Source organism: Acinetobacter sp. AOR43_HL (assembly GCF_027854635.1).
GTDB classification, from domain to species: domain Bacteria; phylum Pseudomonadota; class Gammaproteobacteria; order Pseudomonadales; family Moraxellaceae; genus Acinetobacter; species Acinetobacter pittii.
Genome location: NZ_JAKTHX010000032.1, coordinates 299,058 through 325,134, shown reverse-complemented (window position 1 = coordinate 325,134; position 26,077 = coordinate 299,058). Strand labels below are relative to the sequence as shown.

General features: G+C 39.1%; 21 protein-coding genes and 1 pseudogene. 15 read left to right on the top strand and 7 right to left on the bottom strand.

The genetic code is table 11. The features are described from left to right. Window positions 1-18: 18 nt before the first annotated feature. On the bottom strand, window positions 19-489 hold the full coding sequence (locus MKL33_RS16720; RefSeq protein ID WP_068929670.1) for a DUF523 domain-containing protein: 471 nt from the start codon (window positions 487-489) through the stop codon (window positions 19-21). 528 nt (window positions 490-1,017) lie between these two features. Between MKL33_RS16720 and hppD the strand changes: the two genes are divergently transcribed. Further along, window positions 1,018-2,073 carry a 4-hydroxyphenylpyruvate dioxygenase gene (gene hppD, locus MKL33_RS16715; RefSeq protein ID WP_002119157.1) on the top strand — a complete coding sequence of 352 codons (1,056 nt, stop codon included), beginning with the start codon at window positions 1,018-1,020 and terminating at the stop codon, window positions 2,071-2,073. A gap of 72 nt (window positions 2,074-2,145) precedes the next feature. On the opposite strand, the gene MKL33_RS16710 is transcribed toward hppD, so the two are convergent. The 4 genes from MKL33_RS16710 to fahA all read right to left on the bottom strand — a co-directional run bounded on the left by MKL33_RS16710 (window position 2,146) and on the right by fahA (window position 5,711). Next, window positions 2,146-2,925 carry an IclR family transcriptional regulator gene (locus tag MKL33_RS16710; RefSeq protein WP_005066619.1) on the bottom strand — a complete coding sequence of 260 codons (780 nt, stop codon included), beginning with the start codon at window positions 2,923-2,925 and terminating at the stop codon, window positions 2,146-2,148. A 293-nt stretch (window positions 2,926-3,218) separates the two neighbouring features. After that, the gene (locus MKL33_RS16705; protein ID WP_005066622.1) at window positions 3,219-3,767 is read right to left on the bottom strand and encodes a VOC family protein; all 549 of its coding nucleotides are present in this window, start codon (window positions 3,765-3,767) and stop codon (window positions 3,219-3,221) included. Window positions 3,768-3,784: 17 nt separating this feature from the next. Further along, on the bottom strand, window positions 3,785-4,417 hold the full coding sequence (gene maiA, locus MKL33_RS16700) for a maleylacetoacetate isomerase (RefSeq protein ID WP_270907375.1): 633 nt from the start codon (window positions 4,415-4,417) through the stop codon (window positions 3,785-3,787). Then, complete coding sequence (gene fahA / locus MKL33_RS16695; protein ID WP_061874158.1) at window positions 4,404-5,711, bottom strand: fumarylacetoacetase; 1,308 nt, start codon at window positions 5,709-5,711, stop codon at window positions 4,404-4,406. The genes maiA and fahA overlap by 14 nt, the downstream gene beginning before the upstream one ends. Window positions 5,712-6,068: 357 nt before the next feature. Between fahA and MKL33_RS16690 the strand changes: the two genes are divergently transcribed. From MKL33_RS16690 to zigA, 3 genes are all read left to right on the top strand, one after another. Continuing rightward, window positions 6,069-7,457 carry an amino acid permease gene (locus MKL33_RS16690; RefSeq protein WP_262442000.1) on the top strand — a complete coding sequence of 463 codons (1,389 nt, stop codon included), beginning with the start codon at window positions 6,069-6,071 and terminating at the stop codon, window positions 7,455-7,457. A gap of 162 nt (window positions 7,458-7,619) precedes the next feature. Then, window positions 7,620-8,306, top strand: coding sequence for a D-Ala-D-Ala carboxypeptidase ZrlA (zrlA, locus tag MKL33_RS16685; RefSeq protein ID WP_270907374.1), 687 nt, complete (start codon window positions 7,620-7,622; stop codon window positions 8,304-8,306). A 141-nt stretch (window positions 8,307-8,447) separates the two neighbouring features. After that, complete coding sequence (gene zigA, locus MKL33_RS16680; protein WP_270907373.1) at window positions 8,448-9,713, top strand: zinc metallochaperone GTPase ZigA; 1,266 nt, start codon at window positions 8,448-8,450, stop codon at window positions 9,711-9,713. Window positions 9,714-9,746: 33 nt separating this feature from the next. On the opposite strand, the gene MKL33_RS16675 is transcribed toward zigA, so the two are convergent. Beyond that, window positions 9,747-10,859, bottom strand: coding sequence for an acyltransferase family protein (locus tag MKL33_RS16675; RefSeq protein ID WP_270907372.1), 1,113 nt, complete (start codon window positions 10,857-10,859; stop codon window positions 9,747-9,749). Window positions 10,860-11,213: 354 nt separating this feature from the next. Between MKL33_RS16675 and hutC the strand changes: the two genes are divergently transcribed. From hutC to murI, 10 genes are all read left to right on the top strand, one after another. Continuing rightward, window positions 11,214-11,966 (top strand): histidine utilization repressor, encoded by a 753-nt coding sequence (gene hutC, locus MKL33_RS16670; RefSeq protein ID WP_057069139.1) that lies wholly within the window; start codon window positions 11,214-11,216, stop codon window positions 11,964-11,966. Continuing rightward, window positions 11,963-12,538: a HutD/Ves family protein gene (locus MKL33_RS16665; protein WP_270907371.1), complete on the top strand. Its 576-nt coding sequence runs from the start codon at window positions 11,963-11,965 to the stop codon at window positions 12,536-12,538. The genes hutC and MKL33_RS16665 overlap by 4 nt, the downstream gene beginning before the upstream one ends. A 261-nt stretch (window positions 12,539-12,799) precedes the next feature. Continuing rightward, window positions 12,800-14,467 carry a urocanate hydratase gene (gene hutU, locus MKL33_RS16660; protein ID WP_080947673.1) on the top strand — a complete coding sequence of 556 codons (1,668 nt, stop codon included), beginning with the start codon at window positions 12,800-12,802 and terminating at the stop codon, window positions 14,465-14,467. A gap of 88 nt (window positions 14,468-14,555) precedes the next feature. Beyond that, a complete protein-coding gene (gene hutH / locus MKL33_RS16655) occupies window positions 14,556-16,094 on the top strand; it encodes a histidine ammonia-lyase (protein ID WP_000421598.1) in 1,539 nt (512 codons plus the stop codon). A 64-nt stretch (window positions 16,095-16,158) separates the two neighbouring features. Continuing rightward, window positions 16,159-17,571, top strand: a complete 1,413-nt coding sequence (locus tag MKL33_RS16650) for an amino acid permease (RefSeq protein WP_005804358.1) — start codon at window positions 16,159-16,161, stop codon at window positions 17,569-17,571. Between the two features lie 51 nt (window positions 17,572-17,622). Next, window positions 17,623-18,828, top strand: coding sequence for an imidazolonepropionase (gene hutI, locus MKL33_RS16645; protein ID WP_032036224.1), 1,206 nt, complete (start codon window positions 17,623-17,625; stop codon window positions 18,826-18,828). A 10-nt stretch (window positions 18,829-18,838) separates the two neighbouring features. Continuing rightward, complete coding sequence (gene hutG / locus MKL33_RS16640; RefSeq protein ID WP_270907370.1) at window positions 18,839-19,759, top strand: formimidoylglutamase; 921 nt, start codon at window positions 18,839-18,841, stop codon at window positions 19,757-19,759. Window positions 19,760-20,013: 254 nt separating this feature from the next. Then, window positions 20,014-21,822, top strand: coding sequence for a DUF885 domain-containing protein (locus MKL33_RS16635; protein WP_270907369.1), 1,809 nt, complete (start codon window positions 20,014-20,016; stop codon window positions 21,820-21,822). 122 nt (window positions 21,823-21,944) lie between these two features. Then, window positions 21,945-22,583, top strand: coding sequence for an HAD family hydrolase (locus MKL33_RS16630; protein ID WP_270907368.1), 639 nt, complete (start codon window positions 21,945-21,947; stop codon window positions 22,581-22,583). A 23-nt stretch (window positions 22,584-22,606) separates the two neighbouring features. Then, the gene (gene murI / locus MKL33_RS16625) at window positions 22,607-23,407 is read left to right on the top strand and encodes a glutamate racemase (protein ID WP_270907367.1); all 801 of its coding nucleotides are present in this window, start codon (window positions 22,607-22,609) and stop codon (window positions 23,405-23,407) included. Between the two features lie 55 nt (window positions 23,408-23,462). Here murI and MKL33_RS16620 read toward each other — a convergent pair whose 3' ends face one another. After that, window positions 23,463-24,680, bottom strand: coding sequence for a hypothetical protein (locus MKL33_RS16620; protein WP_202744925.1), 1,218 nt, complete (start codon window positions 24,678-24,680; stop codon window positions 23,463-23,465). A gap of 1,032 nt (window positions 24,681-25,712) precedes the next feature. On the opposite strand from MKL33_RS16620, the pseudogene MKL33_RS16615 reads away from it, so the two are divergent. Continuing rightward, window positions 25,713-26,007: pseudogene (locus MKL33_RS16615) on the top strand (hypothetical protein). The last annotated feature ends 70 nt before the right edge of the window (window positions 26,008-26,077 follow it).

Sequence of the window (26,077 nt, the reverse complement as noted above, 5' to 3'; positions counted from 1 at the left end):
AGGTAGATCAACACACTCTTAAAGAGGATGTTCTACTAACCAATCTTCAATCTCATTTTCAGAAATTACTTCAAAGCCGTGGCGCTGCAAAAGCGCTGTGGTGATTCCAACTCCCGTAATTTTCTCACCTTGAAAAGTACCGTTATAAATTTTTTGGCTACCACAAGATGGGCTATTCTCTTTTAAAACCACACAAGTCGCTTTTATTTGCTGTGCAACTTCTAGGGTGCGGTAAGCACCTTTTAAATATAACTCTGTCACATCTAAACCAGATGAATCAGTAATTCTTGCTTTGCCATCAAGCACATCTTGACCTGTTCCGCCCACAATTTCTGCGGGTAAACGGGGAGTGGTAAAACCACCTAATAGCTCTGGGCATAATGCTTGGGCTTTTTTATTGATTAATAGCTGCTTAAGTCGGGTATTTGGACAGGATTTACCATCATATCGAACAGGTTCACCAATTAAACATGCGCTGACTAAAAGCATAGTTTTCCAAACTCAAAGCAAGAGAGATTTTTGAAGATAAAGAATCATAAACAGAATATCGAATATGACAATTGATTTTAAAAACAGGCAAACTAAAAGATTACTAAAATTATGCAATTCATAATTAAGTTATGTATTGCATAATTTAATTGTTTTTAGTAGCATCTAATTCAAGGTAAATGGCCATTGGAGATCCAACAAGGATGTTGGTCTCCATAAATCTATAAATGATTTTTAGGAAAAGACGATTTTTAAAGGTTTATTGAAAAATCTCAATCGTACTTTTAGATAACAAAGGACAGTGTGTATGGAAAACAAACACCACATGGAACGGAAATTAATCATTAAAAGCTCTACGCTCATCATATCTTCGTTTTAATGACTCGTTTTTTTCTCATAGGATGCGTTGGGTTAAGCCAATTTGACGGTTCAAATACTCACCCAATAGCAACGTATTCTATAGAGAAAGGAGCTGAGTTCATCAGCAATAGAGATAAACGGAACAGGTAATCACCAGAGGGAAACTAGATGGATATTTTAGAGAACCCATTAGAATTATGCGGTTTTGCATTTATTGAGTTTGTTTCAAAAGAAAATGAATTAGATCCAGTTTTTGAAACAATCGGCTTTTCAAAAGTAGCCAAGCATAAATCGAAAGAAGCGTACTTATGGCGTCAAGGAAATATCAATATTATCCTGAATTATCAGCCAGAATCTTATGCTTCATTCTTCTTTAATGAACATGGTCCATCTGCTTGTGCGATGGGTTTTAAAACACGTGATGCAGCAAAAGCTTTCCAAAAAGCAGTAGAGCTTGGTGCTGAACCAATGTATTCAAAAGTTGGGCCAATGGAGCTCAACATTCCGGCAATTAAAGGTATTGGTGGTATGCCAATCTTTTTAGTTGACCGTGATATTTATGAAAATGACTTTGTTTTCTTTGATGATGCCGAGAAACGTCCAGTAGGGGCAGGCTTAAATGAGATTGACCACCTAACCCATAACGTCTACAAAGGCCGTATGGAGTATTGGGCAAACTTCTATGAAAAAATCTTTAACTTCCAAGAAATTCGCTACTTTGATATTAAAGGTGAATATACAGGTTTAACGTCTAAAGCATTAACAGCACCAGACGGTAAGATCCGTATTCCGTTAAACGAAGATTCTGACAAAGGAAACGGCCAAATTGCAGAGTTCCTATCTGACTTTAATGGCGAAGGTATTCAGCATATCGCGTTTATTTGTGATGACTTAATCTCGACTTGGGATAAGTTAAAAGGCCTTGGTCTGAAATTCATGACACCGCCGCCAAATACGTATTATGAAATGCTAGAAGATCGTTTACCTGAGCATGGTGAACCGACTGATGAATTAAAACAGCGCGGTATTTTGCTTGATGGTAATACTAAAGACGGTCAGAAAAAGCTTTTATTGCAAATTTTCTCTGAAAACATGATTGGTCCAGTTTTCTTTGAATTTATTCAACGTAAAGATGATGATGGCTTTGGAGAAGGTAACTTCAAGGCGTTATTTGAGTCGATTGAACGTGACCAGATTCGTCGCGGCGTTTTAGAAACTAAATAAATAAGCTGAGCTTTATTCCTGATCTAAAAAAACCAAGAGTTTGATCTCTTGGTTTTTTTTTATGGCTATTGATTAGCGACTTTTAATATATTGATTGATGAGATTCACTTCATTTTTCAAGATTTCAATCGTTTTACTGTGAGGGTCGACTGGTAAAAACATTTCGCTATCCAGTGCGACAATACAAAACTCGATGCTTTGGTTTGAATTAAACACAGGTAAACCTACCGCATTAATTCCTGTCAATAAATCGCCTTTCGCTGCCGACATTTGTTGCTGGCGAATAGTGTCTTTAAGCTCTGTAAATGCTTGCCAGTTTTGTGGTGCGATGTTTAGACCAAGCTCTTGATGCTTTTGCCATTCTGCTTCCATTAATGGACGAACAAAATGTTCTGGAAGATAAGAAGCAAATAGTCGTCCCGCAGCAGAATTAACTAAAGGCATAATCGAGCCGACTTTAGTAACAATCGAAATAGGATGGTTTGATTCAATCGACTGAACCACGACAGGGCCTTTTGGTGACCATTTACTAATTTGTATACCGCAACCAATTTTGTTTTGTAGGTCGTAAATTAAATGCTGTACCAGCTGTAGTGTGTCGCTATGTTGAACACAGTTGAGACCTAAGCGCCATGCCTGATCACCTAAAGCATATTGTCCATCATCAAGCTGTTTTGCATATTCCATACGAATAAGGCTGACCAGATAGCGGTGGACCTTGGCAGGATGCATTTCTAGCTTGCTAGACAGATCTTTGAGAATAATAGGTTGATTGTGCTCTAAAAGGGCGTTTAGTACAGATAAACCGACTTCAAGTGATTGAACCCCCCCAGATACTTTTTCTTCAATCATTTAAATACCCTTAATAAATTTACTTCAGCTGTTAAACAGTGACGATCAAAACATAAATTGAAATTGGCGCGTTTTACATCATGCCTGAGCCTAGTGAAAAATAGAAATCACCTTTTTCTATTAGCGAAATTGACATGTTTAATAACCAACAACTTTCTAAAATCACTATGCTCTTATTTATAGCGCAATTTTCTAGAAATTTAGCAGTTTTAAATAATATAAATCGGCATTGATATAGAACTGCTATTAAAACAATTCTAATCAATGCCGATTTTTAGTTCGCTCTTTTAAAATTAGGTTCCTAACTCTTCTTCATGCAAGAAATGGGTGTGGTGTGGAGCACGTTTGGTTTTGCTCCATTCCTCTAGCATTTCAGCTTTCATTTCTTCAGTAATTTTTGCAATTTTTTCTTCAGCATGCGCATCGTTATAAGTCAGTTCTAAACGATGACCATTTGGATCGAAGAAGTAAATTGAGTGGAAAATGCCATGGTTAGTTACACCTAAGACTTTCACACCATTTTCTTCTAAATGTTGCTTGGCAGCCATCAACGCATTTAAGTCTTCAACTTCAAAAGCAATATGTTGTACCCATTGAGGCGTATTTTCGTCTCGGCCCATTTCTGGTTGAGTTGGCAATTCAAAAAATGCCAAAACGTTACCTTGACCAGCATCTAAGAATAAATGCATATATGGGTCAAAGGCTTTAGTTGACGGCACATGGTCTTCAGCAAAAGCTAAAATGAAATCCATATTGAGCATTTTTTTATACCACTCAACAGTTTCTTTCGCATCCTTACAACGATATGCAACGTGATGTATTTTTTTAATGGCAAATGTCATATTAAAACTCCTTTTTACTATTCCCAATCTGGTTGTTGTTCTGGCGCCGCGTTATAAAAGGCTGGGATAGACAAACAATGGTGATAAATCGATTCAATTTTTGGAAACGCAGATAAATCAATCTTGAAGCGTTTCGCGTTGTAGACCTGTGGAATCAGACAGCAATCTGCAATGGTTGCTTGTTGTCCAAAGCAAAATTGTTCATTTGAATCTTGAAGTAGCTGTTCGAGATTTTGAAAGCCTTCAATAATCCAGTGTTGATACCAATAATTTTTCTGCTCATCTGAAACATTTAAGTCATTTTTTAAGTATTTCAGTACGCGTAAGTTGTTTAATGGGTGAATATCACAGGCGATTGCTTGAGCAAAAGCGCGAACTTTTGCTCTGTCTTGCACATCTCTTGGAAGTAATTTGGTTTCTGGATATTGCTCATCCAGATATTCCAAAATACTTAACGATTGAGACAAGGTTAAATCGCTGTCAATTAAAGTCGGGACCAGAGCACTACGGTTTAACTTTAAATAGTCTTCGCTTTGCTGTTCGTTTTTTACCAGATGAACTGGAACAGTCTCATAAGCTAATCCTTTAATGTTTAGACCAATCCGTACTCTGTAGGCTGCAGAGCTACGAAAGTAACTATACAGCTTCATAGTCAGGCTCCGAAGTTTCTGCAAAATCGAAATTTAATGCAGGAAGGACTGTATTTCGAACTTCACCGAAGCCAATGCGAATACCATTTTTCTCACAATGACCTTTCATGATCAGGGTATCGCCGTCTTGCAAGAAACCACGAGTTTCGCCATTGGCAAGTGTTAAAGGCTTGGTGGTGTTCCATGTAAGCTCAAGCAAGCTACCATACGAATCTGGTGTAGAACCTGAAATGGTACCTGAACCCATTAAATCGCCAACCTGAACATTACAGCCGCCAATGGTGTGGTGAGTAAGCTGTTGAGCCATAGACCAATACATATATTTAAAATTGGTTTTGCAGATCACATCAGCTTGAGCCGATTTCGGGCTTTGAATTTCAACACTCAAATTAATGTCGTAACTATTCGCGATATTTTCTTGTAAATACGTTAAAGGTTTAGGCTCTTGTTTTGGGCCTTCCACTTTAAATGGCTCAAGTGCTTCAAGTGTGACTACCCAAGGTGAGATGGCACTAGCAAATGATTTTGAATTGAAAGGACCTAGAGGCACATATTCCCATTGCTGGATATCGCGTGCTGACCAGTCATTAAGTAATACCATTCCAAAAATATGATCCCACGCATTTTCAATTGAGATTGGTTGGCCAAGCTCGGTTGGTTTACCAATAACAAATGCTGTTTCAAGTTCAAAGTCGAGTTTACGCGTAGCTGAGAAAACTGGACGCTCTTCATTTGGAAGTTTAATTTGTCCAGATGGACGCACGACTTGAGTGCCACTGACTACCACAGAGCTAGCACGGCCATTGTAACCAACAGGCAATTCAGTCCAGTTTGGAAGTAAGGCATTTTTAGGATCGCGGAACATACAGCCTACATTGGTGGCATGTTCCTTAGAAGAATAGAAATCGGTATAACCAGGTACTTGAAGTGGTAAATGCAACGTAACACTGTCTTGCTTAACCAAAACTTCCTGACGCAATGCTTCATTTTCTTGAAGCGTTAAATTTTCAACCGAGAGAAGAGACTGTAGTGTCTTACGAACTTTTGACCAGTTGGCTTTGCCAGACTCGATAAATTTATTGAGTGTTGGCTGGTTAAAATATGTGTCTTGTTCTGAAAGTTTTAAAAGACCGTGCTTTTCAAGAGCAGCGAGATCAATCACCCAATCACCAATAGCTACACCAACTTGACGCTCACTTTCGTTAGCTCTGCTAAAAACACCGTAAGGCAAATTATGAATAGTGAAATCTGATTGAGGTGAAACTTCAATAAAAGAGTTTAGTTTTTGTTCCATTTTCGCTTCCTTGTCTTTATCTCGGGTCTTATACAAATAAAAGTTCGGTCTAGGACTGAGCTACTCAATAAGTTTTAACCTTTGCTTAGATCATCTTTTGTCTTATGAGTTTGATATAGACCGAGCACAACCAATTACTTCATGTCTCTATAATACTGAATTCATCAAATTACGCAATACATAATTTAATTACACATTTCATAATAATTGTCATTTCTTGTATTTTCTGTTTTCATTCGCGCTTATGAGAAAAGTCACGCAATTATTTTTTTCATGAATCTCTATGAAAATCTGATCAATTTATGATATACGTAATTTATTGGAAAAAAATTACGTGACACGGATGAGAATAATCATATGTCAGCACAAGAGCAAGGAAACCTGAAACATGGTTTGAGTAATCGGCACATCCAGCTTATTGCATTGGGTGGGGCGATTGGCACAGGGCTTTTTCTTGGTATATCACAATCGATTAAATTAGCAGGTCCATCGGTTATCCTCGGTTATGCCATTGCAGGATTTATTGCTTTTTTAATGATGCGTCAGCTTGGCGAAATGGTGGTTGAAGAGCCAGTCAGTGGATCTTTTAGTCATTTTGCCTACAAATATTGGGGACCATTTGCAGGGTTCATGTCAGGATGGAACTATTGGGTACTCAATGTGCTCGTCTGTATGGCAGAACTAAGTGCAATTGGTCTTTATATTCAATATTGGTGGCCGCAAATCCCAACGTGGGCATCTGCTTTAACCTTCTTTGTCTTAATTAATGGCATTAATTTGCTACATGTTAAGTTTTTTGGCGAAATGGAATTTTGGTTTTCTATTGTCAAAATCTTGGCGATTCTTGCAATGATTGGTTTTGGTTCATATTTACTTGCAACAGGCACGGCAGGTCCGCAGGCAAGCATTTCGAACCTTTGGGCACTTGGTGGTTTCTTCCCATTTGGTGTTGAAGGCTTAGTAATGGCAATGGCAGTCATTATTTTTGCTTTCGGTGGTATTGAGCTTTTCGGTATTACTGCAGCTGAAGCACGTGACCCTGATAAAACTTTACCTAAAGCTGTGAATCAAATTATTTACCGTATTTTGATTTTCTATATTGCGACGCTTTTTGTTTTATTCTCGCTATTCCCATGGAACCAAATGGCACAAGGCGGAAGCCCTTTTGTGATGGTCTTTGCTTCTTTAGATAGCCAAGGCATTGCAACATTATTGAACTTTGTCATTTTGACAGCTGCGGTTTCAGTTTATAACGGCACAAGTTATTGCAGTAGCCGTATGCTATTGGGCCTTGCGCAACAAGGAAATGCACCAAAAGTATTTGCACGTATTAATAAACGCGGTATTCCAACCAATGCAGTAATCCTTTCTGCGGCAGTCACTATTTTATGTGTACTGTTAAACTATATTTTCCCTGAAAAAGCATTTGGTTTGCTCATGATGCTGGTGGTTGCAGCGATTGTAATTAACTGGGTTGTAATTTCATGGACGCATTTAAAATTCCGCAAATATATGCAGCGCCAAGGACAAACAACGAAGTTCCCAAGCTTTATGTATCCGTTTAGCAACTATTTATGCATATTATTTATGCTTGGCATTTTGATCGTGATGTCTTTAACACCAGATATGCGTGTTGCAGTCATGATGATTCCTGGTTGGATCTTATGTTTAATGGTGGCGTACCAATTTAAACGCCGAAAATTAAAAGCTGAGCAGTCTGTACCTGCCTTAGAAGCAGATATTTAATAATTTATTGAGTTGTATCTAAAAAGGACGTCTGACAGGCGTCCTTTTTATTTTTAAAATTTAGCAACAGAAATTAAAGGATTTTACTATTGTTATAATATAACATTTCATTAATTTAATGATGAGCAATTTTCCCATTTTTGGTGAAGATAGAGCATATTTATGAAGCGTTATTTAGGTTTAATTTTATTAACTCTCACAGCATGTAGCACTCCAACTCCCAAGCCAACAATTCCTCAACACACCCAAACATCTTTACCTCAACCTACAAAAACAGTGGTCAGAATAAAGCCTCAACCCGAGGCGTATGTTGCGTGGTTAGCAACAGCAGACCATCGACAGTCTGTGCAAGCTTACAAGCAATTTCTTAAGCAAAAGGCATTTGCCGATTTAGTGCCAGACCATGAGTTATTACGCTCAGCTCGAGATTGGCAGAAATGTGGAGTTGAGCCTTATACAGTACCTCCACGCGAGATTTGGTCCAATATCGTTCCGACACTTAGTATTTTAAAAGCGTTAGTTGAGGATGGTGTAATTAATGATTTTGAAGTGACTTCGGTCTACCGAGCGTTATCTCTAAACCGCTGTGCTGGTGGTGCTGATGCTTCTCGACATGTCTTTAATGCAGCGCTTGATTTTCGAATTGGCCCAGAACAGCCGAGTGATTTAGACCAATTCAATATTCAGCAAACTAAAACCAAACTTTGTCAGTTCTGGGCGACAAAAGGTCAAGCGCTTAATATGGGACTGGGTGTTTATGCTTCAGGACAAATTCATATTGATAGCCAAGGATTCCGTGCATGGGGGCCTGACCATCACTACAAAACCTCAATTTGTCAGGGATTATAAAAGCAATTTTTTCAACGACTAAGTAAATTGGCTTAAATAAAACTAGAATAAAAACTTGATCCATAGTTATGTTATAACATAACATTATTGTGGTTTAGAAATAGATTACGCCTGTGATCTGGTCATATTAAATGGCCAGCCATGATCAGTTTAAATATTATTCAAAGAGATCAAGCCATGCGCACTGCAATCGCCAACTCATTTGCTAAGCTTCCTGTCACTGTTTTATCGGGCTTTTTAGGTGCAGGAAAGACCACATTACTCAACCATATTTTAAATAATCGTGAAGGCCGCCGTATTGCCGTGATTGTCAATGATATGTCTGAGGTGAATATTGATGCGGCATTAGTACGCGAAGGTGGGGCGGAGCTTTCAAGAACAGATGAAAAGCTGGTTGAAATGAGTAATGGCTGTATCTGTTGTACGCTACGAGAAGATTTACTGGTTGAGGTAAGACGTTTAGCTGATGAAGGACGCTTTGACCAGTTAGTCATTGAGTCAACTGGCATTTCAGAACCTTTACCTGTGGCAGAAACCTTTACCTTTGAAGATGAAGATGGAAACTCACTCAATGAGTTCGCTCGACTCGACACCATGGTCACGGTAGTCGATGCTTTTAACTTTCTTAAAGATTACAGTTCAGTTGACTCCCTGCAACAACGCGGCGAGTCATTAGGCGAACAAGATGAGAGAACTGTGGTTGACCTCCTTATCGACCAGATTGAGTTTTGTGATGTGATTGTGCTGAATAAAATTGACCTGATTGATCAGGCTCAGCAAGACCAACTCATCGCCATTTTAAAAACATTAAACCCGCGTGCCCGAATTGAAATTGCACAATTTGGAAACATCGCTTTAGATAAAATTTTAAATACGCAGTTATTTGATTTTGATGAAGCTGCGCAAGCACCAGGCTGGTTAAAAGAGTTACGCGGCGAGCATACGCCAGAGACTGAAGAGTATGGAATCAGTAGCTTTGTTTACCGCGCGCGTCGACCTTTTCATCCAAAGCGTTTTTATGATTTGGTACAGGCTGAGTGGCCGGGAGTCGTGCGTTCCAAAGGCTTTTTCTGGTTGGCTGCCGAACCAACATTGGCTTATTCATGGTCACAAGCGGGTGCAATGGCTCGACATGGCTTAGCTGGTTATTGGTGGGCGGCCGTTGCAGAAGAAGATTGGCCGAGTGACCTAGCCAGCATTGAACAAATTAAGAAAAATTGGGATGTCCGCACAGGTGATGCGCGTCAGGAACTGGTTTTAATTGGTATGCAAATGGATGAGCACGCGTTAATACAGCGCTTAGATCGTTGCTTGTTAAGCGATGAAGAAATGGCTTTAGGGCCACAAGTTTGGCAGAGCTGGTCTAACCCTTTTAAGCAAGATGATGAAACCATGTTGATTGCTTGATTAAATAAGCCCCTATTTTAAAGGGGCTTATTTTTATGATTTGTCTTTAATGAAAAGCTTTCGAATGTAGCTGTTAAGCGGTGTGGAATAGTATTTTTCAATTGCTGCGCTAATGATGAAAGTTAGAATCAGATAGCTAATTAAAAGCATAATTTTGATGCTAGAGTCGGTCTGAGCCGGAACAAAGGCAACTTTCATAAGGCCTAGTACTACCAGATGGAACAGATAAGTCTCATAACTTCTTTGCCCCAACCAAACCATAATTTTTGTAAATAAGTTATACGCTTGCGTTCCAGCGGGATGTTGAAAACACAAAATCAGTAAGCCTGTAGCAAAAGCAAATAAGCTAATACCCCATGTACTCACTTCTTTAATTGGCGCATATAAATATAGAGCGGCCATACCCAAAATAAGCAACCAAGAAAAAGGTTTTTTATAGTGCCAATTTGGCTGGTATTTATGAGAAAAAATCGCCGTTAAACAGCCAATTGCTATGCCGTCAAAACTTGAAAAATAATGATATAAATAAGCGCCGCTTTCTTCTCCAAAATGCAGAGATCTAAAATAAGGGCCATATAAAATTACGCCAACAAGTAAAGCAATAAAGACCTTATTACTACGTGTGAGTAGGCACAATAATGGGAAAATAAAGTAAAAAACTTCTTCTACAGAGAGTGACCACAACACGCCCAAAGCGTAGTTTACCCAACCGAATTTAATAATCAGGATATTCATCCAGAAGGTTAAAGCTGCAAATATTGTTAGTGGATAAGAGACTTCAATGCCATTGGGTGCTTGGTTCATAAAGGGTTTTAAGTCAAATGAACCAAGTATGCTTACACCTAAAATGAGTAATATCAGACACGGTAAAATACGCGCTGCCCGTCGGATATAAAAATGCTTGAGGTTAATTGCGGAAAATTGTTTATCTCTTTTTAAAGTGTGATGGGTAATTAAAAAACCCGAAATCACAAAAAACATGGTGACGCCATAATTTCCATTTCTTGCGATGACTGTGCTAAATGCTTCACCTAAGAAATCAAAACCTAACCATGTATCTTTGAGTTTATAGGGAATATTAAAATGATGTAAAAGAACCAAAAGGATAGAGATTCCTCGAAGAATATCTATTTTATAATTACGCATTCGATGTGCTTCCAGTTTTATTAATATACTGTGTGGCAGAAGAATACTATCGATCAGTTATTTTAAATAAAAGTTTTAAGCATCATTTCGTAAATTAGAAAAGACGATACTTTTTATATCCTTGAATTGAGCATAGACTTAGCAGAAATAACTATTAAATAAATATTGATAAAATACTAATATATTTGAATTTCTCTACATAAAACTTTAAATTAGCTCTTATTGAGATATGTTTATTTTTTAAACTTTTTGAAATCTATTTAATTCATAAATTAACATGTTGTATGTGGTTGTATATACATAGCATGTCAACTAAAATACCTTTTTGCCTGCTGCCTTTTTGAGTAATTAGTTATGCCCAGAACATCAAAACAAGAACATACTGAGCTTTCGATTGAAGCTGATAGTCCAGTTCCTTTATATCAGCGCGTCAAACAGCTGATTTCACAAAAGATTTATGAAGGTTCGTGGGCTGTAAATAAAAAAATTCCTTCGGAAAGTGAACTCGTTAATCAACTCGGCTGTAGCCGTATGACGGTAAACCGTGCGCTACGTGAGTTAACAACAGAAGGCTTACTTGTTCGAATTCAAGGCGTTGGTTCTTTCGTTGCTGAAGGGCAAGGCCGAACTGCACTTTTTCAGATTAATAATATTGCCGATGAGATTATTGCACGAAACCATAAGCATCACGCTGAAGTTTTAGTCTTAGAACAAATTTATGCAAATGCAGAGCAAAGCGTGTTAATGCAGACTCGCGAAGGCCAAAGATTATTTCACTCGATTATTGTGCATTATGAAAATGATGTACCTGTTCAGGTCGAAGATCGTCTGGTTGATGCAGCGCTTATTCCAAATTATTTAGAACAAGATTTTAAAACCATTACTCCAAATGCTTACCTCATGGCAAAAGCACCCGTGACAGAAGGTGAACACATTGTTGAGGCCGTTTTAGCATCTCCTCAAGAGTGCAAGTGGTTGAAGATTACTAAAGCTGAACCATGCTTACTCATTCGCCGCCGTACATGGTCAAATAAACAACTCATTTCAAGTGCGCGTTTGATCTACCCGGGTAGTCGCTATTATCTCGAAGGGAAATTTAACCCATGATTGAATTGATCAGGGCCGATCAATATACAAAAATGCTTTGGAAAAATGGTGCGGGTTTTACTTTGGAAATTGCCAGAAGCCAAGGTGGGGGTGATTTCGATTGGCGTATTTCGATGGCAGATGTGACCACTTCCGGACCATTTTCACTATTTCCCAGTAAGCAGCGCATTATTAGCGTACTTGATGGACAGGGCATGGTGTTGCATGTCGATGATCTTCCTGCCAAAAAGCTGAACCAAGGTGATATTTTTGCATTTCATGGTGAAAGTCATGTCCAAAGTGAACTGGTTGACGGTGCAATTCGAGATTTAAATTTAATTTATGATTCTGCAAAGTTCCATGCCCGTTTTCAGTGGTTGAATGATGCGGCGGAGCAGACATTTATTAGCTCGGCAGACCTGATTTTTATTTTTAATCAGGGCGCTGAAACGGAAGTAAATGTTGATGATCATTCCTTTCAGATTGCTGCTACTGAGACTTTAAAAATTGAAAAAAATAGTGGGGTAACATCGGTTCATTTTACGCAAAATCAGCCAAACGGTTGTTACGTTATTGAGCTAATTCAACGTTAAAACTTAAGTGATTTGCTTCTTTGAGAGCACATGTCTAGTGAAAAGATATGTGCTTTTTTTATGCTAGACACAAAAATAAAGTAATTTAATTCATTAGCTTATTCAATTTTTTCAAAAAAATATGAGTCACCCTCTTCACGCCAAAAAATATTTGTGTAGTATATGGATGTATATACAAGTTAATACATTACTATACAAATGCAGAAACAAGTGATGTTCTGCTGATGTAAGCTCAAAGGAAGGAGTCCGCCTGTGACAACAATGACAACAAAATTTCGTGATGTAGAAATTCGTGCGCCACGCGGCACTGAATTGACGGCTAAAAGTTGGTTAACTGAAGCTCCATTACGTATGTTGATGAATAACCTTGATCCGGACGTTGCAGAAAACCCGAAAGAGTTAGTTGTATACGGCGGTATTGGACGTGCAGCACGAAACTGGGAATGTTTCGACAAAATTGTAGATACTTTAAAAAATCTTGAAACTGATGAAACGTTATTAGTTCAATCAGGTAAGCCAGTAGGCGTATTTAAAACTCATAAAGATGCTCCACGCGTTTTAATTGCAAACTCAAACCTTGTACCGCACTGGGCAAACTGGGAACACTTCAACGAGTTAGACGCAAAAGCTTTGGCGATGTATGGTCAAATGACAGCAGGTTCGTGGATCTACATTGGTAGCCAAGGTATTGTACAAGGTACTTACGAAACTTTCGTTGAGGCAGGTCGCCAACACTACAACGGTGACTTAAAAGGCCGTTGGGTTCTTACTGCTGGTTTAGGCGGTATGGGTGGTGCTCAGCCTTTAGCTGCAACACTTGCAGGTGCGTGTTCTTTAAACATTGAATGCCAACAAGCAAGTATCGATTTCCGTTTACGTACGCGTTATGTAGATGAACAAGCGACTGATTTAGATGACGCTTTAGCGCGTATTGACCGCTATACAAAAGAAGGTAAAGCAATTTCAATTGCGCTTCATGGTAACGCTGCTGAAATTTTACCTGAGCTTGTACGTCGTGGTGTACGTCCAGACATGGTGACTGACCAAACAAGTGCGCACGATCCCCTTAATGGCTACTTACCAGTAGGTTGGACTTGGGATGAATACCGTGCACGCGCGAAAACCGAACCAGAAGCTGTTGTAAAAGCTGCAAAACAGTCGATGGCAAAACACGTACAAGCGATGCTTGATTTCCAAAAAATGGGTGTCCCAACATTTGACTATGGCAATAACATCCGTCAAATGGCGAAAGATGAAGGCGTAGCAAACGCTTTTGATTTCCCTGGCTTCGTACCTGCATACATCCGTCCATTGTTCTGCCGTGGTATTGGTCCATTCCGTTGGGCTGCGCTTTCTGGCGACCCAGAAGACATTTATAAAACAGATGCCAAAGTTAAAGAGTTAATTCCTGATGATGAACATTTACATCACTGGTTAGACATGGCACGTGAACGTATTAGCTTCCAAGGTTTACCAGCGCGTATTTGCTGGGTTGGTCTAGGCTTACGTGCAAAACTTGGTTTGGCATTTAACGAAATGGTTCGTAGCGGTGAATTATCAGCTCCAGTTGTGATTGGCCGTGACCATTTAGACTCAGGTTCGGTTGCGAGTCCAAACCGTGAAACCGAAGCAATGCAAGACGGATCAGACGCAGTATCAGATTGGCCTTTATTAAACGCGTTGCTCAATACAGCAGGCGGCGCAACGTGGGTGTCTTTACATCACGGTGGTGGTGTAGGTATGGGCTTCTCTCAACACTCAGGCGTTGTGATTGTGTGTGATGGTACAGATGAAGCTGCTGCACGTATTGCTCGCGTACTGACCAATGACCCTGCAACAGGTGTTATGCGTCATGCCGATGCAGGTTATGAAATTGCGATTAACTGTGCGAAAGAGCAAGGCCTACACTTGCCAATGATCACGCAATAAAAAATACACGGAAGAACTGGCGGTGCTTTTTGCAATTGTGAAAAGCACCGTCTCAGCAGAATATAGTGCAAAAAATTAGGAAGCCAACATGGAATTATTAATCCAACCGGGAAAACTAACCTTAGCCGATTTACGTCAAGCGTACCTCAACCCGATCAAAGTTAAATTAGATGAAAGTGCTTCATCTGCAATTAATGCAAGCGTGGCTTGCGTTGAGAAAATTGTAAATGAAGGACGTACAGCTTACGGCATTAATACAGGCTTTGGCTTACTTGCTTCAACCAAAATTGCTCCTGAAGATTTAGAAAAGTTACAACGTTCATTAGTTCTTTCACATGCCGCAGGTGTTGGTGAAGCACTTGATGATGCAATGGTTCGTTTAATCATTCTATTGAAAGCAAATAGCTTGGCGCGTGGTTTCTCTGGTATTCGTCGTAAAGTGATTGATGCTTTGTTGGCCTTAATTAATGCCGAAGTTTACCCACACATTCCACTAAAAGGTTCAGTAGGCGCTTCAGGTGACTTGGCACCACTTGCACATATGTCTTTAGTGTTACTTGGTGAAGGTAAGGCGCGTTATAAAGGTGAATGGTTACCAGCAGTTGAAGCTTTAAAAGTTGCAGGTTTAGAACCGATTTCTTTAGCAGCTAAAGAAGGTTTAGCACTTTTAAATGGTACACAAGTTTCGACCGCTTATGCTTTACGCGGCTTATTTGAAGCGGAAGATTTATTTGCAGCTGCAACAGTTTGTGGTGGCTTAAGCGTTGAAGCAATGCTGGGTTCACGTGCACCATTCGATGCTCGTATTCACGAAGTACGTGGTCAACGTGGCCAAATTGATGTGGCTGCGGCTTATCGTGATCTATTAACAGACTCAAGTGAAATTGCGCATTCACACGAAGACTGTAGCAAAGTTCAAGACCCATACTCTTTACGTTGCCAACCACAGGTGATGGGTGCATGTTTAACCCAAATCCGTCAGGCTGCTGAAGTATTAGAAATTGAAGCAAATGCTGTATCTGATAACCCGCTTGTTTTTGCTGAACAAGGTGATGTGATTTCTGGTGGTAACTTCCATGCAGAACCTGTAGCAATGGCGGCCGATAATTTAGCATTGGCAATTGCAGAAATTGGTTCACTGTCTGAACGTCGTATTTCAATGATGATGGACCGTCACATGTCACAACTTCCACCGTTCTTGGTGGCAAATGGTGGTGTTAACTCAGGCTTTATGATTGCTCAAGTTACCGCTGCTGCTCTTGCAAGTGACAACAAAGCGCTTGCACATCCAGCAAGTGTGGATAGCTTGCCAACTTCAGCTAACCAAGAAGACCATGTATCAATGGCTCCGAATGCGGGTAAACGTCTTTGGTATATGGCTGACAACGTCCGTGGCATTTTAGCTGTTGAATGGTTAGGCGCTTGTCAGGGTCTAGACTTCCGTGAAGGCCTAAAAAGCTCGCCTAAACTTGAACAAGCTCGTAAAATCTTGCGCGCTCAAGTGCCTTACTACAGTGAAGACCGTTTCTTTGCTCCTGATATTGAGCAAGCAAGTGAATTACTCTCAAGCGGCTGCTTAAACGAGTTAATTATTCCAAAACTACTCCCTAGTTTATCTGAAGTGTGATTGATAAAACGGTCACATGGAGTGGCCGAATCTAACTAAATATCCTCAAGGATTGGAGATTATAATGTCACAAAACTCCACACTACAGCGGGGTTTAAACACCCGCCATATTCGTTTCTTGGCATTGGGCTCAGCAATTGGAACTGGGCTTTTCTATGGTTCGGCAACTGCCATTAAAATGGCAGGGCCTTCAGTATTACTTGCGTATATCGTTGCAGGGATTGCAATTTATATCGTTATGCGCGCATTGGGTGAAATGGCTGTCCAAAACCCTGTCTCTGGTTCATTTAGCCACTATGCTTCACAGTACATTGGTCCATTGGCTGGCTTTACGACAGGCTGGACTTATGTTTTTGAGATGATCATTGTGGCGTTGGCTGATGTCACTGCTTTTGGTATTTACATGGGGTTCTGGTATCCCGATGTACCACGGTGGATCTGGATTTTATCCCTGATTATGTTCTTGGGTGCAATTAACCTCATTCACGTTAAAGTCTTTGGTGAACTCGAGTTTTGGCTGTCTATTGTCAAGGTGAGCGCCATTGTTGCCATGATTTTAGGTGGAATAGGCTTAATGTTCTACGGCTTCCATGCTGACCATAGCAGTGTGGTACCAGGGATTCAAAACTTATGGATTTATGATGGCTTTATGCCACATGGGATTGCAGGCTTAGTTGCATGTTTATCTGTGGTTGTATTTGCTTTCGGTGGTATCGAAATTATTGGTATTACAGCTGGTGAATCACAAGATCCGAAAACCACCTTACCTAAAGCAATTAATGCAGTTCCAGTACGTATTTTACTTTTCTATGTGTTGACCATTTTTGTACTGATGTCGATTTTCCCATGGAATCAAATTGGTAGCCAAGGTAGTCCATTTGTACAGATTTTTGAGAATTTGGGCATTCAATCAGCAGCTACAATTTTAAATATTGTCGTGATTACTGCTGCTGTTTCAGCGATTAATAGTGATGTATTTGGTGCTGGTCGTATGCTTTATGGCATGGCAAACCGTGGTCAAGCGCCTCGAGTTTTCCAGAAATTATCACGTAATGGTGTGCCATGGATGACTGTAGTGGTTATGGCTGGCGTGCTATTAATTGGTGTAGTGCTGAACTACCTGATTCCTGAAAATGTATTCATGATCATTGCCTCAATTGCAACTTTCGCAACCGTTTGGGTGTGGCTCATGATCTTGCTTTCGCAAGTCGCGATGCGCCGTAAGTTGTCTACTGCTGAAATTAAGGCATTGGATTTCCCCGTTATTGGTTGGCCGTATGCTCCTGCGTTTGCAATTGGTTTTATGGTATTCATTTTAGTCATGATGGGTTATTTCCCAGATTCACGCCCTGCAATTTATGTGGGAATCACATGGCTTGTTCTGTTAATGATCGCTTATCGTATTTGGGTCAAACCTCAGCAAAATTCGGGAAAGCAAAATAATTCAATTCCGCAAAATATCGAGATAGAAAGCTAACAAGTCAACTGCCCAATAGCTTTACTGTTGGGCAGTTTTGAGGAAAGGCGAATGAAAAAACTTTGGCAAAATTGCCACATTGCGACCATGCAAAATGGGCAATATTCCTATATTGAAGATGCAGCAATAGTCACAGAAGGGCATCTGATTCACTGGATTGGAAAACAACAACAACTTCCTGCCGACACTTATTCCGAAACAGTTAACTTAAATGGCGCTTGGGTAACCCCGGGGTTGATCGACTGTCATACGCATAGTGTTTTTGGTGGCAACCGTAGTGTTGAGTTTGAAAAACGCTTGCAAGGTGTGAGCTATGCTGAAATTGCAGCAAGCGGTGGTGGCATTGCCAGTACAGTACGTGCAACGCGTGAAGCCAGCGAAGAACAATTACTGAAATCAGCTCTTAAGCGTATTCGCTGTATGCAACAAGACGGCGTTACAACCATCGAGATCAAATCTGGCTACGGACTCAATTACGAAAATGAGCGCAAGATGCTGCGTGTGATCCGTCAAATTGGTGAAGCTTTACCAATGACGGTAAAAAGCACTTGCTTGGCTGCACATGCGTTACCGCCAGAGTACAAAGACCAAAGCGATGCTTATATCGAGCATATCTGTACAGAGATGTTGCCTAAACTACATGCTGAAGGTTTAGTCGATGCAGTAGATGCATTCTGCGAGCATTTGGCATTTTCACCAGCTCAGGTTGAACGTGTTTTTAAAACGGCACAATCATTAGGTTTGCCCGTTAAGCTTCATGCTGAGCAGCTCTCATCGCTAGGTGGCTCAAGCTTGGCAGCACGTTATCATGCTTTATCGGCTGACCATTTAGAGTACATGACTGAAGATGATGTCAAAGCCATGGCAGAGTCGGGCACGGTTGCAGTGTTATTACCGGGTGCCTTTTATTTATTGCGTGAAACACAATATCCACCAATTGAAAGCCTGATTAAACATGGTGTGCGTATTGCGCTATCGAGTGATTTAAATCCGGGCACATCTCCAGCACTTTCTTTACGATTAATGCTCAATATGGGCAGCACACTTTTCCGCTTAACACCAGAGCAAGCATTAGCGGGTGTCACCATTCATGCTGCACAAGCGCTCGGTTTAGAGCAAACACACGGCAGTTTAGAGCAGGGTAAAGTCGCTGACTTTGTGGCTTGGGATATTGAGCATCCATCTGAAATAGTTTACTGGCTGGGCGGCGATTTGCCGAAGCGAGTCGTTCAGCATGGACAAGAAGTTATTTTTTAGACGGTGGCACATGAATCACACATTTAAATGGCAAGGTCGCCATGATGGCGAGGGTGAAGCACACCAACGTATTCACCATATTATGAACAAAACCCAACCTGCTGAATTTGCCCTGATTGGTTTTAGCTCTGATGAAGGTGTGAAGCGTAACAAGGGGCGAGTCGGTGCTGCCGATGCACCAGATGCAATCCGTACTCAACTGGCTAATTTACCGATTCATCGCCCAGTCAGTATTGTCGATTTGGGTACAGTGACCTGCGAATATGACAATTTAGAGCAAGCCCAAACTGAGTTGGCGGAGCAAGTCGCAACTAGCCTACAAAATGGTTTAAAACCGATTGTATTGGGTGGTGGACATGAGGTTGCATTTGGCAGCTTTAGCGGTCTGTTCCAATATGTACAAGCCCACGCGCCAGATAAAAAAATAGGCATTATTAATTTTGATGCCCATTTTGATTTGCGTGAAGCAGAGCATGCCACGTCTGGAACACCATTTTTACAGGCAGCTCGACTTTCAGAACAGCATCAAAAACAATTTAATTATTTATGTATTGGGGTCGCCAACCATGCCAATACTAAAGTTTTGTTTGATACTGCCGATGCGCTGAATTGTTCATATTTACGTGATCATGAGGTTAATATTTTTAACCTAAACAACGTGCTCGCGACAGTTGACGCATTTATTGAAAAAGTAGACTGTTTGTACGTTACGATTGATTTAGATGTCTTCGCGGCTGCGGTTGCACCGGGGGTCAGTGCACCAGCTGTTAAAGGAATTGATTTAGCCACTTTTGAAGCGATTTTTAAGCATATTCAAGAGACTGGAAAAATTAAACTTTTAGATATTGCTGAATGCAATCCAAAATTTGATTTAGACAATAGAACAGCAAAACTGGCTGCCTATATTGTTTATCAATATTTGTTTTCTTGAGAAACAATTTTTAATGTAGCAATTAAAAAGTGCACTGAGATCGTTCAAGTGCACTTTTTTTTAAGTTCTTGGTCTATTAAAGTCAGATGTGGAATATAGATAGCAACTATAAATAATTTAATTAAAAAGAAAATTAATTTATAAAATCATTTAGTTAAAAAAATACTCGATTTTTACACCATTTTATATGCTGCTTGGCACGTAATTTGTTTTGTCTTTATTTTAACCTTTGTTAAATATTTCTGGATAATTAAATGAAAAACAGAACCTTACATTTTGCTTGTATCAGTGTTTTATTTTGGATGTCTCATTCTTCTAATGCTGCAACCCCCGAAATAAATACAAATAGCATCGAAAAATCACAATCTAAACAAAACAGTAATGTCTCTGTTCGGGTGAAAGCTTTAAACCAACTTTTACAGGAACAGTGGGAATACACTTTGAAAAATAGTCCTGAAACTGCAACCGTTTTAGGAGATTTACGCTACAACAATCGATGGACAGAGCTTTCAAAAAATCAGATCGAGAAAGATAAAAAAAGTACGCAAAATTTTTTAAAACGTTTTGAAGCAATTGATAGCACTGGGTTTTCAGCAACTGATCAATTAAATAAAGATTTAATGATTTATCAGTTGAAAGAAACACTTAAAAATTATGATTTGAAATTGTATGAGATGCCTTTTAATCAAATGTGGGGGCTACATTTACAATTTCCGGGATTTATTAGTTCGATTCCATTTGATAATGCTAAGCAATATCAAGACTATATTTCTCGTTTAAAACAAATTCCTCTTATTCTTGATCAAGGTATTCAGTTAGCGAAACAAGGCCAAAAAGATGGTTTGATGCCACCCAAATATTTAATTGAAAAGGTGGCAAAGCAGATTAATAGCATTGCGACTCCCGCAGGGAAGGACAGTGTTTTTGCCTCTCCATTAAAGCAATTTCCAAAAAATATTTCGAAAGCAGAACAAGAGCGTTTAAGCCGTGAAGTGCTACAAGCTATAGATCAGAATGTTCGACCTGCCTATCAAAAACTCGGGACGTTTATTCAGAAAGATTACTTACCCTATGGACGACAACACGAGGGTATATGGAGCTTGCCAAACGGTGACGAGCTCTATCGCTTTTATGTAGAAAACAGTACGACAACCTCGGAAAGCCCTGAAAATATTCATCAGCTCGGATTAAAAGAAGTTGCTCGTATAGAAGCCGAAATGCTGAAAATTGCCAAAGCACAAGGTTTCAATGACTTAAAAAGTTTCCAACAATCCTTAAAAACAAATCCCGCTGTTTTCCCAAAATCTCGTGAAGAAATTCTAGAGATTTATCGGGGATATATTGCCCAAATGCAACCAGAGTTGCCGAAGCTATTTGGTTTATTACCCAAAAATAAAGTCGAAGTTTTGCCTGTAGAGCAATATCGAGAAAAAGAAGCGGCAGGTGCGGAGTATCATCAAGGCACGCCTGATGGTTCACGTCCCGGACAGGTGTATGTAAATACTGGCGACTTCTCTGAACGTTCCAAAATATCAATGGAAGCGACTGCTTACCATGAAGCAATTCCCGGCCACCATATGCAGATTGATATTGCCCAAAACTTGCCAAATTTACCGATGTTCCGAAAGCAGCCGAATCACACCGCCTATATTGAAGGATGGGCACTTTACGCAGAGCAGTTGGGTAAAGATGTTGGTTTTTATAAAGACCCGCTTTCAGACTATGGAAGACTATCGAGTGAGTTGTTCCGTGCTTGTCGTCTAGTGGTTGACACTGGTGTACATTATAAAAAGTGGACCCGTCAGCAAATGATTGATTTTATGCGTGAACACTCAGCTTTAGATGAACCAGATATTCAGGCAGAGACAGATCGCTATATCGCTATTCCTGCCCAAGCATTGGCATATAAGATGGGACAACTGAAAATTTTAGAGCTACGAGAGCTAGCCAAACAGGAGCTTGGAGACCGTTTTGATATCAAAGCATTCCATGACATGATTTTAAATGCAGGAACACTGCCTTTAAATATTCTGGATGCGCGTATTAAAAATTGGATTAAGTAACAAAAAGCGGCAGCTTAAAACAAAAATCGAAATTTAGGTCAGGTCCTCGTAGGGCCTGATTTAAAAACCAATAGAAAACAGAATATAATTATAAAAAATATATTTTATTTCAGAACTTTAAAATGGAAAAATCTTTAAAAGAATACCAAGCTATTATTTTTGATTTAGACGGTACTTTAGTCGACTCCTTTAGCTTTTTTTTAGGTGCTTTAAATCAGCTTGCCAAGAAGCATAAATTTAAATCTGTAGAGCTACATGAAGTAGAGCAGTACAAACACCTTTCACCAAAAGAAATTATGAAAGAGATGAATGTTTCTAAGTGGAAACTGCCTTGGATTGCCAAAGATTTCATTCGTTTAATGAAAGAAAGAGACCAAGAAGTTTGCATGTTTGAAGGCATGCGGGATCACTTAATTGAACTGCATAAGCGGGGATATACGCTCGCAATTATTACTTCAAACTCTAAAGAAAACTGTCAAAGTATTCTCGGTACAGAACTATGTGAACTTTTTAGCCATATTGATGGTGGCTCGTCTATATTTGGCAAAGCTAAACGAATTAAGCGTGTTCTCAACATTTTGAATTTAAATAAAGAGCAGGCCATTTATGTCGGAGACCAAACGACTGATGGCGAAGCTGCACATAAGGCAGGCATTGATTTTGCTGCGGTAGGTTGGGGGTATACATCGGCTGAAAAATTAAAAACCATTCAGCCCAAAGTCGTGCTAACAGACTTAGCAACCATGAAAGAATTTTTCTAAATATATGAAATGCAGGACCAACCATGAATAACAATAACAACCCGATTGGAATGATTGACTCTGGTTTAGGCGGGTTGTCTCTCTTTAAGCATATTCGGGAGGCTCTTCCGAATGAAGACATTATCTATTTCGCTGACTCGAAATATGTTCCTTATGGCGACAGAGAAAGCGACTGGATTGTTTCAAGAACCACTCACTTAATCTCAAATCTTATAAATGACGGGAATTGCAAAGCGATTGTGGTTGCTTGTAACACCATGACGGCTGTAGCGATTGAAACAATCAGAGCACAAATTAGTGTTCCACTTATTGCAATAGAACCGGCCGTAAAACCTGCTGTGGCAATGACTATGAGCAAGCATATTGCGGTTTTGGCAACTGCAACGACGGTGAAGGGCAAAAACTTAAAGAGTTTAATTGAAACGTATGCGCAAGATATTAAAGTGTCTTTGGTGCCTTGTATTGGCTTAGCTGAAAAAATCGAAACGGGCAAAGCACATACCGCGGAAGTTAAAGATTATTTAAAAAATATTTTGGCGCCGTTGGTCGAACAAAAAGCCGATACGATTATTTTAGGATGCACACACTATCCATTTGTTTCAGATACGATTCAGGAAATTGTAGGCCGTGATATTCAAATTATTGAGCCTTCGGAAGCTGTAACTGCGCAATTAATGCGTCAACTCAATCAATATGATTTAAGTTCTAAAAGTCCAAATGAGGGGAATCATATTATTTGGACCAGTTCAGACCCGTTGGAAGTTGCGAATGTTAGTTTTTCTTTGTTAGGTAAGCATTTACCAGTAAAGGATATCGCAATATAAATTTTATAAGGATGGTAAGAGAGTTTTCTCTTACCATCTTATGTTCTAGCTCAAATTAAGCACTTTTAAGTTCCCAACGTTGTTTTGGGTCATCAGATCGTTGACTAATACCTACAGATGAACCCCAGATATGTGTCAGTACAGCATCTGGTTGGCCTTCTACAAAGATATAACCATCTTCAAATGCCCAATTAGTTTGGTACTGACGACCCGCGCCTTGTAAGAAAACATCGCCACTATGCCAATTAACTGGTTTTATTTCTTTACCATTGGTACTGTTCAATGCTGTTTGCAGTTGTTCAAAAGATTCATTTGATTTTAAGCTGACTTTTAAAATCTTTTTGACCGTATCCATATTTTTTTCATTCGTATGTAAATTTAGAGTTTTTCTAAGCTCTAGAAGCACCTTTACTGCTTCTTTTTTAAGATCCTGAGTATTTTCATATTCTTTATACGCTTTTACATGAAGCTCCGCCATGCTCTCTTTCTTCATATTTTTTAGTAGAGCATCGATATTGTCATGGCGTAAATGCAATCGGAACTCTGACCTTGTAGTCCAATCTTTTTGATCCAAGACATCTAATTGCACAGAGGCAAGAATGATCTTATAGATTTGTTCATTATGCTGAGCGAAAGGATTCATAGGCAAATCTTTAAGTTCAGGAATATCTAAAAATAGCAAAGGAGAGGAAGCATATTCATGGAACTTTTGTTCGATGCGACGAATTGATTCATGAGCGAGTACTGCATCTAAAAAGTCATTCAGCTTAGTCTCATCAAGTTTACCAACAAGCTCCGATTTAATCGTTTCTTCGCCGTTACTATCAATAAAGGTATCTAATAGACTAACGATATCAAGACAATCACTTGTTCTTAAGTGGGCGAGTGTTTCTTCATCTTGCTTTGGTAAAAGAGTAAGGAAATGCTCTAAGTCCTTGTCTAATAATTTATATGCAATCGCATCTGTCTTAACATAAGCACCGAGCACCCAACTAGAACGAATATCTTTAACTTTGTTGTATAGCTTATTCTCTCGCCCACTGCGATAGTCGCGGCTGTCAAAATACCAAAGTTCTTCTTCTATGTTTTTAACCTTGTCATGTACTGTAAATAGTCGGTCATTTGTATGCGAGTAAGCTATCTTACCCGTTTCTCCAAGTGAACTTACAGCATCTTGTAAGCCATGGGTTTGTCCACCGTATGCGCTTGCGATACATGCACCTGTTTCTTTGTTAACGATTCTAAAGTTTCCACCTGGAAATCCATTAGCCATGATGAGTTGCTCCTTATAATTAGAAAGTTTTTGTAATTGTCGAAATTAATAATTATCAAGTAAATTTCGAAGCGTGATTTATACCATAATTTTTCACATATAAATCCAAGCATTTTTGTTGGTTTTTGTATATAACATATTGATTTGGTTGTATTTATTAGAATATCTTAAGAAGAAGATACCACTATTTTATAAAGTTTCATGAACGTAATAAAAGAGTCCAGTATGTATTTCAAAGACATATTAGGCTTTTTAATAGATGAATTATCAGAACAAAGGTGACTTTCATAACACGATATTTTTAAATTATTCTACAGTTACTGACTTAGCCAAGTTACATGATCGGGCGATATCTCTCTATATATTTATATAGACTGTTAAATTAGAATTAACGATTAATCTATTTTATTAATTAAATATATATAACTCATGTTTATATTTTAAATTTAATTAAAAGCTATAAATATAAAATAAGGAAAATATTATATAAACATTAATTAAATTATTATATTTAAACTTTTTCATTAAAATAAATTGACGTTCTTTATTATACCGATTATTATCTCGTTGCTGGCCTACATTGCCAGACGGTTTTGACAGACCGTAAGTCCCCATAGCGGATTATAGTTATACTATAAGTCGTTAGACCCTTGCGTCCCCTTTCTTTGCGGTAGGACGGAAGGGGGACGCCCCGTGCGTGCTGGTCTCTATGGGCACCAGTCTGTCAACCCTCTTTCGTTCTGCCACCCTAATCAATTGACGGTGATCTGGTGGTAGGACTCCATTTTTAAGGAGTTGGCCATGCCATTATTCAAACTCATTTTCTCTCTCATTTAACTATTTTATTTATTTAAAATTTGGGTTTTTGCTACCTGATATTTTAAATTTATAAATTATTTTTATTTTAAAATCTTAATTATTTTATTTTCCTATTTTTATGGGAGGATTAATTGTTATTTAAAAAATTATTTTAATATTTAAACGAATAATGTTTTTATTTTATTTAAAGATATAAATAATCATGAGAATAATATGAAACTTCATAAATTTATATTGTTTTTAAACCTTGTGGTCGGTGCTTACAGTATTACAAATGATGATGCCAATGCTCAGCAGGAATTTAAAAGAATTTGTTTGTCAGATGAACACATGCAAGCCAGTTGTAATTGTGTTTGCCAACAGCTTGAACAGGTGTATTCACCTCAAACCGTACAACGTTTAAAACACACCAGTTTGCAAAGTCCTGTTCTCCCACAGGACTTTGCCCCTAACTTGTTCAGCAGCATTCAACGCTGCGATAAAAATAAAATGGGCTAAGTTCGCTTAGCTCCTTTATCTCTGTGTCGCAATGATCTCTCAAACTTTAAATCAGCGCAAAAGTAAAAGTCCATTGTGAC